The organism is Streptomyces sp. ISL-11 (assembly GCF_018614525.1).
Taxonomy (GTDB): domain Bacteria; phylum Actinomycetota; class Actinomycetes; order Streptomycetales; family Streptomycetaceae; genus Streptomyces.
In genome coordinates, this window is record NZ_JAGGOL010000084.1 from 63,073 (window position 1) to 75,468 (window position 12,396).

General features: G+C 73.8%; 9 protein-coding genes and 2 pseudogenes. 2 read left to right on the forward strand and 9 right to left on the reverse strand.

The features are described from left to right. The first annotated feature begins 1 nt into the window (after window position 1). Window positions 2-511, forward strand: a complete 510-nt coding sequence (locus tag J7E86_RS18590; RefSeq protein ID WP_215082823.1) for a universal stress protein — start codon at window positions 2-4, stop codon at window positions 509-511. A 244-nt stretch (window positions 512-755) separates the two neighbouring features. On the opposite strand, the gene J7E86_RS18595 is transcribed toward J7E86_RS18590, so the two are convergent. Then, window positions 756-1,304 (reverse strand): hypothetical protein, encoded by a 549-nt coding sequence (locus J7E86_RS18595; RefSeq protein WP_215082824.1) that lies wholly within the window; start codon window positions 1,302-1,304, stop codon window positions 756-758. Window positions 1,305-1,955: 651 nt separating this feature from the next. Further along, window positions 1,956-2,399, reverse strand: coding sequence for a hypothetical protein (locus tag J7E86_RS18600; protein ID WP_215082825.1), 444 nt, complete (start codon window positions 2,397-2,399; stop codon window positions 1,956-1,958). Between the two features lie 105 nt (window positions 2,400-2,504). Between J7E86_RS18600 and J7E86_RS18605 the strand changes: the two are divergent. Further along, a pseudogene (locus J7E86_RS18605) lies at window positions 2,505-3,398 on the forward strand (penicillin acylase family protein); the annotation flags it as partial. Between the two features lie 56 nt (window positions 3,399-3,454). On the opposite strand, the gene J7E86_RS18610 reads toward J7E86_RS18605, so the two are convergent. The 7 genes and pseudogenes from J7E86_RS18610 to J7E86_RS18640 form a co-directional block, all read right to left on the reverse strand. Next, a complete protein-coding gene (locus J7E86_RS18610; protein WP_215082827.1) occupies window positions 3,455-4,036 on the reverse strand; it encodes a hypothetical protein in 582 nt (193 codons plus the stop codon). Between the two features lie 130 nt (window positions 4,037-4,166). Beyond that, window positions 4,167-5,717, reverse strand: a complete 1,551-nt coding sequence (locus J7E86_RS18615; RefSeq protein WP_215082828.1) for an acyl-CoA synthetase — start codon at window positions 5,715-5,717, stop codon at window positions 4,167-4,169. A gap of 70 nt (window positions 5,718-5,787) precedes the next feature. Next, complete coding sequence (locus J7E86_RS18620; protein WP_215082829.1) at window positions 5,788-6,906, reverse strand: nitronate monooxygenase; 1,119 nt, start codon at window positions 6,904-6,906, stop codon at window positions 5,788-5,790. 78 nt (window positions 6,907-6,984) lie between these two features. Continuing rightward, window positions 6,985-9,270, reverse strand: a complete 2,286-nt coding sequence (locus J7E86_RS18625; RefSeq protein ID WP_215082830.1) for a serine/threonine-protein kinase — start codon at window positions 9,268-9,270, stop codon at window positions 6,985-6,987. 312 nt (window positions 9,271-9,582) lie between these two features. Continuing rightward, the gene (locus tag J7E86_RS18630; RefSeq protein WP_215082831.1) at window positions 9,583-10,770 is read right to left on the reverse strand and encodes an acyl-CoA dehydrogenase family protein; all 1,188 of its coding nucleotides are present in this window, start codon (window positions 10,768-10,770) and stop codon (window positions 9,583-9,585) included. A gap of 137 nt (window positions 10,771-10,907) precedes the next feature. Further along, on the reverse strand, window positions 10,908-11,684 hold the full coding sequence (locus tag J7E86_RS18635) for a phosphatase PAP2 family protein (RefSeq protein ID WP_215082832.1): 777 nt from the start codon (window positions 11,682-11,684) through the stop codon (window positions 10,908-10,910). A 309-nt stretch (window positions 11,685-11,993) separates the two neighbouring features. Then, window positions 11,994-12,396: pseudogene (locus tag J7E86_RS18640) on the reverse strand (hypothetical protein); the annotation flags it as partial.

Genomic DNA, 12,396 nt, shown 5'->3' on the forward strand with positions numbered 1-12,396 from the left:
GATGGCTGTGGTGGTCTGGATCGTCGAGGGCACCTGGCCCGCCTGCGTGGACGCCGCCCGCGCCCACGTGCCCGAGGGCGCAGACGTCGTCCTGCTCCATGTCACCCCGGCCGACGTCCCGGGCGCGGCACACGGTGCGTTCGCCGGGCTGCTCGGCCGCGGCCACCCCGAACGCGACCCCGGCACCCGCGTCGAACAGCTGGCGGCCGCCTCCGCAGGCCAGCTCCTGACCGACGCCGCGCAGCGCCTGGGCCGCGAGTGCACCCGGACCGAGCGCACCGGCCGCATCGAGCGGGAAGTCGTCGCCGCCGCCGAAGGCGCCGAGCTGCTCATCCTCGCCCGCGACGGCGACCGCACCCACCTCGGACCCCGCAGCCTCGGCCCCGCCAGCCGCTTCATCGTCGACCACGCCCCCTGCCCCGTCCTGCTGGTCTGGCCCGAGACCGCACCCGGCATCGCCACCATCCCGACCCCGCCACCACACCCGCCCCACCCGCCGCACCACCGGTAGCGGACGTCGTCCGGCTCCCGGCCGGAAAGACGGCTCCCGGGATCCCCTCCAGGCCGCTGGCCAGATGCCTGTACCAACGAGCTCCGTTGTGCTTTGCCCTCGAACTGTCAACGAGCTTGCGCGAACTGCGAAAACGCTAACTTCCCGGTCTTGGGTCAAGGCCCTTCGTTTGACAGACCCGAACGGAACCACGGGACCGCTGGGGGGTGCGGTCCCGTGGTGTCGTGGTCTTGGCGGCTGGTGGTCAGACGCCGATGGTCATCTCGAAGGGGCCGGCGCTGTTGGTGACGCCGTCCTTGCTGAGGCACTGCTGGGGAGCGGTGTCCGGGAGCGCGAACACGATCTTGATGGGTTCGCCGCTGTAGTCGCCGCCGGTGATGCTCCCGGTGGCGATGAGGACGTTCTGGCCGAACGGCCTGATGTCAGCGGCGAGGGTGAAGCTGAAGATGCTCGTGCCGGCCTTGGGGTCCGCCCAGAACAGCTTGCCGTACCCGCTGGTCGAGCCGCCCGTGGTGCACGACAGCTCGCCCTGGCCGGTGAACTCCACGATCCCGGAGGTGTGGGTGGAGTCTCCCACGCACGTGCCGAAGGCGCCGAAGGCCTTCACGGTCGTCTGGCGCGAATCGGAGTGGATCCCCGGGTTGTACTCCGCGGTCTCGTACCCGGTGCACGTGTTCAGCACGGCGGCGTGGGCCGGGGCCGCGGCCCCGACCGTCAGGCCCGCGGCACTCAGGGCCACGGCCGCCAGTCCCACGGCCATGCGCTGTCGGATGGTGCTCAGCCGAACGTTCATGAGCTGACTCCTCTTCCGCCCACCCAGTGGGCAACAGAACCGGCACGGCACTCACCCGCGGCAATCTGGGAGCACGCCCCGCAGGACGCCCCGTGCGCCACGGAGTGAGCATGGCCAGAACCATGCGCCCCGCCCGCCGAAAGCGTCACCCCCTCGGACGACGCGCACCAGCGCGAACACACGCGCTCAAACGCAGGCCCCAGCGCATACTCACCGCCCCGCACCGTGCCGCGCTCCCCACCCTTGGGGCTCAAAGAACCAGGTACCGGCGACGGCGTGCACCAGCCGTAACAGCGCTAACACCGTGACACGGGCGCAAGGACAGAATCCTGCGCCGAGGGCAATCTCTGAGCGCGCTTGCGCGCGCTGATGCGCATCGTCCGAGGGGGTGACGAAGCCGCCCGGCGGGGCGCATGGTTCTGGCCAGGCTCACACCTTGTCCCCGGGGACGCGTTCGCCGGGCGAGGTGCCTGGTGCCGTTCCACGGTGCTGGGAGAGCCCACAGACGGTTCCTCCTCGCCGATCAGCACCCAGCCGACCAACGACCCCTGCCACACCAAGGGCACGAGCCCTACCACCAACACAGCCTCAAGGACCGTAGGTCCGCTCGGTGCCGGAATCCTCGGCGCTTCCTTCGACCTACCCGCAGGGCTACCGCAGGAGCCGGCTCACCTGGTCGAGTAACTGCGCGCGTTCCCGCTCGGAGCGCTGGCGGACGGCGGCCAGGGCGCGCTCGTCGACGACGGCCGCGAGCCCCGCCCGGACGATGCGCGTCAGCTCGGCAGGGGAGAGGGCTTCGGCCTGGACGGTGGCGCCCATGTGCGCACCGCGGTGGTCGGTGCGCTTTTGCGGGGCGGTCTCCAGCCCGTAGGCGGCCACCTGCTCGGGTGTCACGGCATGCCGTGACACGGCGGGCGGCTCGGCGTCCATCTGCTCAACGAAGGTCGCCACGTCGTCCGCGGCTGCGTCGACGATCGACCACCCCGACGGGTCCAGATCGCCCACGCTGAAGACTGTGGTGGGCACGGCCCGGGCGGCGATCCGGCGGGCGGCGTCGTGCTTGGCGGGGCGCTCACCGGCTCGGCCACAGGCCATGGGTACGGGTGGCGTGCCGGTGCCGGGCGCGGGGGACGGCCGGGTCAGGTGCGGATGAGCGGGAGGGTGGTGCAGCGCAGCGACCCAGGGACGCGGGTGGCTCAGGAGAACTCCAACGACAGTGCCTGGCTGGCCAACGCCGACCGGCCGCTGACCGGCTACCCGAGGATCTTCGGCGACGTCGGCACCACCCGTTCCCTGCGCACGCGCGGGGGGATCGAGGACGTCGCCGCCATGGCGAAGAAGGGCGGGCTGACCGTCGCGGACCTGGAGCGGCAGCAGTTCGCCGACCGGGCCCCCGCCGGTGACCTCGCCGCCGCCGACGCCGCCAAGGCGTGCGCGGCGCTGCCCGGCGGCAGGGCCACCGGCAGCGACGGCACGTCCGTCGACGTCTCGGCGGCCTGCGGGGTGCTGGCCCGCTGGGACCGGACCGTGCGCACGGGGAGCAAGGGCGCCCTCCTCTTCGACCGGTTCTGGCGCAAGGCCGCCCGGACCGTCCCCCAAGCGGAGCTGTGGCGTGTGCCGTTCTCCCCGGCGGCCCCCGTGTCCACGCCGAACACCCTGAACACCGCGGCTCCGGGCCTGTCCCGCGCCCTCGCCGACGCGGTCACCGAGCTGCGGGCGGCGCGCATCGCCCTGGACGCACCCCTGGGCGAGCACCAGTTCGTCGTACGGAACGGCAAGCGCATCCCGGTTCCCGGCGGCACCGAGGCGCTGGGCGTGTGGAACAAGGTCGAGGCGCCGTGGGACGCGGCCCGGGGCGGCTACAGCGAGGTGGCGCACGGCTCCAGCTACATCCAGGCGGTCGGCTTCGACGGCGGCTCCTGCCCGGCGGCCCGCACCCTTCTGACGTACGGTCAGTCCTCCGACCCGACGTCGGCGCACTACAGCGACCAGACCGAGCTGTTCTCGGCGGGGCGCATGGTGCGGGGGCGGTTCTGCGAGAAGGACATCCTCGCGTCGCCGAAGCTCAAGGTGGTGCGGGTGAGCGAGCGCTGAGCCCGAAGGGGCGCACCGCGCTCGCGCGGTGCGCCCGTGGCCTGTCCCGCGCGGGGTCAGACGTCGATCTGGATGGCCTCCAGGCGCAGCGAGCGGCCCGTCGTGCCGACGGTGACCGGGTTGCCGCGCACGGTGCCCTGCCAGCCGATGTTCTGGATGTGCGCCCGCGCCGAGACGGAGCCGGAGCTGACGCTCATCCTGAGCGCCTCCATGCGCCGGGACTGGCCCGTGGTGCCGACCACGACGTTCTCGTAGTCGTTGCCGCACCGCACGCCCTGCCAGCCGATGCCGGCGAGGTGGGCGTCGAGACACAGCGCGCCGACGTTGCCGGTCGCGACCTCCAGGGCCTCGATGGCTCTGCTCTGGCCGGTGGTCCCGGCCGTCCGGCCGTCGCAGACCGCGGCCTGCCAGCCTATGCCGGCGACGTGGGCGCGGTAGCAGACGATCCGGGCGGCGGCCGCGGACGGTCCGCGCTTGGCCAGTTCGGCCTTCACCGCGTCGGCGGCGGAGACGTCGGCGCTGCGGGTCGTGCTGCCGGAGGGCTGGGCCTGGGCCGTCCCCATGCCGGTGAGGGCGAGGACGGACGCGGCGGAGATGGCCAGCAGGGCTTTGCCGCTCTTTCTGATGAATCCGTTCACTGTTTCCTCCTGGGGTGGTCGGTGACCCGGCACCTGTCTAGTCAGCGCGGGCGTCCTCCGAGGAGGGGTTGGGGGGGCTTCGGCCGGTAACAGCCCTGGAGCGGCCCGTTCCGCGGGCGTCGGGAATCCGTCACAGCGGGCGGTTCCGGCCCTTCCAGTGCGGCTCCCGCAGCCACCGCTTGTAGAGCTTGCCGTTGGGGTCGCGGGGCATGGCGGTGATGAACTCGACGGACCTGGGGCGTTTGTAGCCGGCGAGCCGCCCGGCGCAGTGGGCGAGGAGCTCCTCGGCCAGCGGTGTGCCCGGCGCGTGGCCCTCGGCGGGTTCGACGACGGCCTTCACCTCCTCGCCCCAGTCGTCGTGGGGGATGCCGAAGACGGCGGCGTCGGCGACGGCCGGGTGGGCGAGCAGGACGGATTCGATCTCGGCGGGGTAGATGTTGACGCCACCGGAGATGATCAGGTCGATCTTGCGGTCGCGCAGGAAGAGATAGCCGTCCTCGTCGAGACAACCGAGGTCGCCGACGGTGAAGAAGTCGCCGATGCGGTTCTCGCGCGTCTTGCCGGCATCCTTGTGGTAGGCGAAGCCGCCGGTGGTCATCTTCATGTAGACGGTGCCCAGCCGCCCGGCGGGCAGGCGCTCCCCGTCGTCGTCGAAGACGGCGAGTTCGCTGATGGGCCAGGCCCTGCCGACCGTGCCGGGCTTCTTGAGCCAGTCCTCGGCGGTGGCGAAGGCCCCGCCGCCCTCGCTGGCCGCGTAGTACTCCTCGACGCAGCTCCCCCACCACTCGATCATCGCGCGCTTGACGTGGTCGGGGCAGGGCGCGGCGCCGTGGAGGGCGTGGCGCAGGGACGATACGTCGTAGGCGGCCCGGACGGACTCCGGCAGTCCCAGCAGCCGCTGGAACTGGGTGGGGACCATGTGCGTGTGGGTGCAGCGGTGGGTGTCGACGAGGCGGAGCATCTCCTCGGGCGTCCACTTGTCCATCACCACCACCCGGTGGCCGATGTGCAGGGACGCGGCCGCGAATTGCAGGACGGCCGTGTGGTAGAGCGGTGAGCACACCAGGTGGGTGTTGCCGTCGAACGGCTTGATGCCGAAGATGCCGAGGAATCCTCCGAGGTGGGTCTCCTCGGGCGCCTTGCCCGGCAGCGGGCGGCGGATGCCGCGGTGGCGACCGGTGGTTCCCGACGTGTAGTTCATGACCCAGCCGAGCGTGCGGCCGGGCGGTGGCGTGCCGGGCCGGCCGTCGAGGAGCGCGGACCAGGGGCGGAAGCCGGTGATGCCGCCGATGGCGTAGCGGCGGCCGGCGGGTGTCCCCGCCTCGTCGGCGGCGGCCGCGGCGGCGGGGCCGAAGCGTTCGTGGGCGATGAGGGCCTTGGCCTCGGAGTCGGCGAGGATCCAGGCGATCTCGGGCGCGACGAGGTGGTGGTTGACGGGGACGAGGTAGAGGCCGGCCTGGGTCGCGGCGAGGTGGGCGGTGAGGAGTTCGACGCCGTTGGGCAGGACGGTGGCGAAGGCGTCGCCGGTGCGCAGGCCGGCGGCGCGCAGGCCGCGTACGAGCCGGTTGGCGGCGGCGTGCAGGCGGCCCGCGGTCCACTCCTCGCCGTCCGGGGCGATCAGGGCGACGCGGTCGGGGTCGGCGGCGGCCAGGGCCCAGAAACCGTTGGGCGGTTGCGGCATGGGGGTGCTCCTCGTCGGGTGGGATGGTCCGTCGCCCGGTGCGTGCGGCACCGTGGAGGACCAGGGCTGTTCAGTCCGGTTCGCGCCGCGCGCGGCCCGCGATGCGGTCGAGGCGGTCGACGGCGCGTTCGAAGCCGGCCGTCAGGTCGTCGAAGACGGCCTGTACGCCGCGCCGGGAGTCCATGCGGCCGACGATCTGGCCGACCGGCGTGCCCAGCAGCGGTTCGACCTCGTATTTCTGGATGCGGGTCAGGGCCTCGGCGACGAGCAGTCCCTGCAACGGCATGGGGAGCGCACCGGGGCCGGCCGGGTCGTCCCAGGCGTCGGTCCAGGCCGTGCGCAGCTGGCGGGCGGGTTTGCCGGTGAGGGCGCGGGAGCGCACGGTGTCGCCGGAGCCGGCGGCCAGGAGCTTGGCGGTCAGCGCCGGCGAGGTGAGGCCGGCCTCCTCGGTGGTGAGCCAGAGCGAGCCGAGCCAGACGCCCTGGGCGCCCAGGGCGAGGCCGGCGGCGATCTGTTCGCCGCTGCCGATGCCGCCCGCGGCCAGGACCGGCAGCGGATCGACGGCCCGGACGATCTCGGGGGTGAGGACCATGGTGGCGATCTCGCCGGTGTGGCCGCCGGCCTCGTAGCCCTGGGCGACGACGATGTCGATGCCCGCCTCGGCGTGGCGGCGGGCGTGCCGGGCGCTGCCGGCGAGGGCGGCGACGAGGGTGCCGTGGTCGTGGGCGCGCCGGACCACGTCGGGGGGCGGGGGGCCGAGCGCGTTGGCGAGGAGCGCGAGGGGGTGGTCGAAGGCGACGTCGAGCTGGGCGCGGGCGACGGCCTCCATCCATCCGGTGATGCGCCAGCCGGAGCGTTCGCCGTCGTCGAGCGCGGGCACGCCGTGCCGGGCGAGCGTCTCCGTCACGAAGCGCCGGTGCCCGGCCGGGATCATGGCCTCGACGTCGGCCTCGGTGACCCCCTCGACCTTCTTGGCGGGCATGACGACGTCGAGCCCGTACGGCAGGCCGTCGGTGTGCTCCTGCATCCAGTTCAGGTCGCGGCGGAGCGCGTCGGGTTCGGTGTAGCGCACGGCGCCGAGCACACCGAGTCCGCCGGCGCGGGTGATGGCCGCGGCCACCGCGGGGAAGGGGGTGAAGCCGAAGACGGCGTACTCGATCCCCAGCTGCTGGCTCAGCTCCGTCTGCATGGGCGGCAGGATGCCGCAGCGGGCCGGGCGAGGGAAGAGGTTTTCTGATGCGCCGTCAGTTACGGGAAGAGGGGCCAGTCATCTGCCGCGTGGCCGGCCGCGGGTCGCGCGGGTCTGGCGCAGGGCCGCGACCTGGCGGTGGAGCTCGACGGCCTCGGTGGAGCGGCCCAGCTGTTCCAGGCAGTGGGCCTCGTCGTTGCGGCTGGCGAGGGCGTCGGGGTGGTCGGCGCCCAGCACCCGCTGGCGGGCCTGGGCGACCTCCCGGTACACCGCGAGCGCCTCGGTCCAGCGGCCGAGCCAGCCGAGGGCGACGGCGATCTCCCGGCGGCTGACGAGGGTCTCGGGGTCGTCGGCGCCCAGGACGTCCGCGCGGCGCGCGCAGACGTCGTGCGCCTCCGCGAGCGCCTCCTCCCAGCGGCCGAGCCGGCCGAGGTTGACGCCGAGGCAGTGCCGGGCGCGCAGGGTGTCGGGGTGGTCGGCGCCCTGCGCCTGGGTGCGCTCGTCGGCCAGGTCACGGAACAGCTGGAGGGCCTCCGCGCTGCGGCCGAGGCGGCCCAGGCAGATGCCGGCCTCGTAGCGGGCGGCGAGGGTGTCGGGGTGTTCGGCGCCGAGCACCCGCTGGCGGGCGGCGGCGACCTGACGGTAGGTCTGCAGGGCATCGGTCCAGCGGCCCAGCTGGCCCAGCGCGTAGCCGACCTCGTAACGGGTGACGAGGGTTTCGGGGTGGCTCGCGCCCAGGACGCGGGCGCGGGCCGCGGCCACGTCGAGGGCCATGCGGTACGACTCCTCCGGGCGCCCCAGCCGGCCGAGGTTGAAGGCCAGGTTGTGACGGCAGCGCAGGGTGTCGGGGTGGTCGGGGCCCATGACGCGCTCGCGGGCGGCGAGCACGGCCGCGTACACCTCGTGCGCCTCGACGTGCCGGCCGAGCTGCCCGAGGACGTACGCGGTCTCCTGCCGCGCGGCGAGCGTCTCGGGGTGCTCGGGGCCGAGGACGCGCTGACGGCCGGAGGCGGCGCGGGCGTACTCGCGCAGCGCCTCGTCGGGGCGGCCGCGCAGGCTGAGGGTGAAGGCGGCCTCGTACCGGCTGGTGAGGGTGTCGGGGTGGTCCGGACCCAGGACGCGCTCGCGCTCCGCGGCGACGTCGCGGTGGGCGTCGCCGGCCTCCTCCCAGCGGCCGAGCCGGCCGAGCCGCAGTGCCTCCTGGTGGCGTCCGGCGAGCTCGGTGAGGACGCCGGGGGGCGGTGTGGTGTGCGGGCCGCTCCCCCGGCGGCGGCCGGTCGTGGGGCGGGCTTCCGCGCCCGTCCAGGGCCCGGTCCAGGCGCCGGTGAGCTCGGCGGCGGGACCGGGCGGCGGGGGCGGCAGGGCGCCGGGGCCGGTGGCCTTGGAGCCGGTGGTCATGTTCCGGGCCCAGCCGGGGAGCCGGGGCGGCTCGGGCAGCCGGACCGACGTCGCGAACGGCCGCGGCCGGCTCTCGGGCAGCGTCCTGGGCACCGCGCCGGTGCGGACGGGGCAGACGTCCAGCAGCCGGGCGTGCAGCTCGGCGGCGTCGGCCGGCCGGTCGGCGGGGTCCTTGGCGAGCAGGTCGAGGACGATCCGCTCGAAGGGTGCGGGCAGGTCGGAGCGGTGCTCGCGCGGCGGCCGGGGCGCGGTGTCCCGGTGGCCGACGAGGACGGCCCAGGCGTCGTCCATGGCGAAGGGGGGCTCGCCGGTGGCCAGTTCGTACAGGACGCAGCCCAGCGAGTACAGGTCGCTGCGGTGGTCGACGTGCCCGCCGCCGATCTGCTCCGGTGACATGTAGTGGGGCGTGCCCATGGCGATGCCGGTGCCGGTGAGGCGGGAGGAGAAGGTGGAGTAGCCGATGTCGTGGCCGAGGCGGGCGATGCCGAAGTCACAGATCTTCACCGCCCCGTCGGTCAGCCGCATCATGTTGGCGGGCTTGAGGTCGCGGTGGACGACGTCCTGCCGGTGGGTGTAGGCGAGGGCGGCGGCGACCTGCTCGGCGATGTCGACGACCTCGGCCACGGGCAGCGCCCGGGCCTGGTTGTCCTCCAGGAGCTCGCTGAGGTTGCGGCCGTCGAGCAGCTCCATGACGAGGAACAGCACGCCGTCGGACTCGCCGAAGTCGTGGACGACGGTGATGCCCCGGTGCTGGAGCGCGGCGGCGACCCGCGCCTCGCGCCGGAACCGCTCCCGCAGCACCCTCAGGTAGGACTGGTCGTGCTGCGGCCCCATGGGCTTGAGGCACTTGACGGCCACGTGACGGCCCAGCGACTCGTCGCGGGCCCGCCACACCTCGCCCATGCCGCCCCGCCCGATCCGGTCGAGCAGCACATACCGGTCCTGGATCAGCCTGGATTCCACCATCCTCCGCCGCCGCCCCCGTCGCGTCGCTGTGCATCCCCCGGCCCGACCAGTATGGCGGCCTGTCCTCGCAGGTTGTAGGCGGAGGGAGGGCTGCCGGAACCCGGCCGGGGGGCCGCGCGGCGGCCCGGGCCGGGCGGGAGGGGCCCGTGCGCGGCCGTGGGAACGGCGTGCGGCCCGGTGCCGGCGGGACGCGCCGGGGGCGGCCGGGGAGTGGTGACCTCGTCGTGGTGGCCGCGGGCGGGGGGGTGCCGCTTCGCACGAGGGTCCGTACGGGCTGCAAAAAGAGCGGTGCCGGCGCGGAGCCGGCGTCGGTCAGCGTCGTACCCTCGGCATGCCCAGGCCGATCCAGGAGATGATTTCCCGCTGGATCTCGTTGTTGCCGCCGCCGAAGGTGAAGATGACGGCGCTGCGGTAGCCGCGTTCCAGTTCGCCGTGGAGGACGGCGCCGGCCGAGCCCTCCTTGAGGGGGCCGGCCGCGGCGAGGATCTCCATCAGCCAGGCGTAGGCGTCGCGGCGGGTCTCGGAGCCGTAGACCTTGACGGCCGAGGCGTCCTGTGGGGTGAGGGTGCCGTGGCGCAGGGCGTCCACCATCTGCCAGTTCAGGAGCTTCATCGCGTCGAGCCGGGCGTGGGTGCGGGCGAGCCGGCCGCGTACCCAGCCCAGGTCGATGACGCGGCGGCCGTCGGCGGTCCTGGTCGCCGCCGCCCAGCGCCGGACGTCGCGCAGGGCGCCGATGGCGGTGGTGCCGTGCGCGGCGAGGGTGACGCGCTCGTGGTTGAGCTGGGTGGTGATCAGGCGCCAGCCCTTGTTCTCCTCGCCGACGAGGTTGCCGACGGGGACGCGGACGTCGTCGTAGTAGCCGGCGGTGGTGCCGTGGGAGGCGAGGGTCTCGATGGGCGTCCAGGAGTAGCCGGGAGCGCTGGTGGGGACCAGGAGGATGCTGATGCCGCGGTGCGGTGGCACGCCGTCGGTCACGGGCGTGGTGCGCACCGCCAGCCAGATCCAGTCGGCGGTGTCGCCGTTGGTGGTCCAGATCTTCCGTCCGTTGACGACGTAGTGGTCGCCGTCGCGCACCGCGCGCGTCCGCAGGGAGGCGAGGTCGGTGCCGGCGTCGGGTTCGCTGTAGCCGATGGCGAAGTCGAGTTCGCCGGAGAGGATGCGCGGCAGGAAGTACGCCTTCTGCTCCTCGGTGCCGAACTGCATGATCGTGGGGCCGACGGTGTTGAGCGCCATGAGCGGCAGCGGTACGCCGGCCTGCGCGGCCTCGTCGAAGAAGATGAACTGCTCCATGGGCGTCATCCCGCTGCCGCCGTACTCCCGCGGCCAGCCCACTCCGAGGCGGCCGTCGGCGCCGAGCCGGCGGATGGTGCGGCGGTAGAAGCGCTTCTGTTCGGCGGGGTCGAAGTGGCGGGCGTAGGCGTTGTCGGGCACCAGCCCGGCGAAGTAGCTCCGCAGTTCCGCGCGGAACCGCCGCTGTTCCGGGGTGTATTCGAGGTCCACGGGCCCTCCAAGGTCTCGCCGTCCCTGTGGCTGACGGCGCACACAGTAGAACGCGTTCCAGCAAGAGGGAATACGGAACGCGGAAGGGCGGTACGGGTGTCCCCGTACCGCCCTTCGGTGTCGCCGTGCCCGTGGTGTCAGCGGCCCGCGTGCTTGCGGTGGCGCCCCGCCGCGGGGGCGGCCTGCGGCGCGCCCGCGGCGCGGCGGCGGCCGCCGGGCAGGGCCGCCGCGTCCTGCTCGGCGCGCTCGCGCTCCAGGCCGAAGCGCTCCATCAGCGGCAGCCGGTGCAGCTGCGGCTCGATCCATACGTGCCAGATGCCCGTGACGAACGTGATCGCCGAGCCGGCGATCAGCACCGAGCCGAAGGTGTCGGTCGGGTAGTGGGCGCCGACGTACATCCGGGAGAAGGCGACGAGCAGGACCGCGAGGGGGCCGAGGACCAGGACGGTGCGCCGGTGCCGGGTCTCGCGGAGGAGGAAGTAGGCGGCGACGACGGCCGAGACCGTGAAGGCGGTGTGCCCGCTGGGGAAGCTGTTGGAGCCGATCTCCGGGTCGAGCATGAACTGCCGGGGCGGCCGGGGCCGGGCCACGATGGCCTTCGCGATCTGCGTGCTGTTCCAGCCGATCGCGACGACGAGGAAGGTGGCGACCGCGCGCGTCGGCCGGCGCCGGACGAACAGCAGCCAGCCGCTCCAGATCACGAGGATCACCAGGCCGGCCACGGGTGAGGCCAGCGCGCTGACGCCTTCCATGACGTCGTTCAGCCAACCGGTGCGGGTGTTGGTCTGGATCGTGCGGTCCAGCTGGAGGTCGTGCGGCTGGATCAGGTGGGTGTGCGCGGCGACCAGGCCCAGCGTGATGGCGAGCACGAACAGCAGGAGGGAGTTGCGCAACCAGTGGCGCACGTACGGCATGGGTGGGGCGTCCTTTTGTATCGGTATGGCGGTACCGGCACGGCAGTACACGCGAAGGTGACGGGTACATGCCGCACGGATGACATCGGCGCGGCTGTACGGCAAAGCTACACGCGCCACCGGCCCCCGCCTCGGGGGTGCCGGTCACCCGCCACGGTCCGGGACGGTGCGTGAGGAAGCGGTATCCGACGGTCACCGACCGCCCTCGCGAAGGGGGCGATTCGGCCGATCGTGGCGACGGTGCGCCCGGCGGCCCGCTCCCCCTCCCGCGCGGAGTCACGGAGCGGCACCTCCCTCTCGCGCACGACGTCACGGAGTACGGGACAGGGCGGCCAGCGCAGCCCGGCGGCGCAGTTCCGCGGCGCCCTCGCCGGAGAGGCGGTCCAGGACGGCCGTGCGGCCGGTCAGGGTCAGCAGGATCGCGCCGATGGGCCCCTCGGCGTCCTTGCCCTCCCCCGCCGCCCACACGGCGTCCGTCGCGGCGAACCGCAGCCCGCGGAACCTTTTGCGCGCACGGAAGGGGACGCCCATCGTCCAGACGCGGGTGGCGGCGACGGCCGCCGCGGGCGGCGGGATCTCCCGGGGGCGCCCGAGCGGCAGCGCGATGTCCTGGCCGTGGACCAGGACGTCCAGGAGCGGCTCGACGTGGGTGGTGCCCACGGCGTGGCGGTGCGAGCCGGCCAGGGCGCGCAGCTCGGCGGCCAGCGCCGCG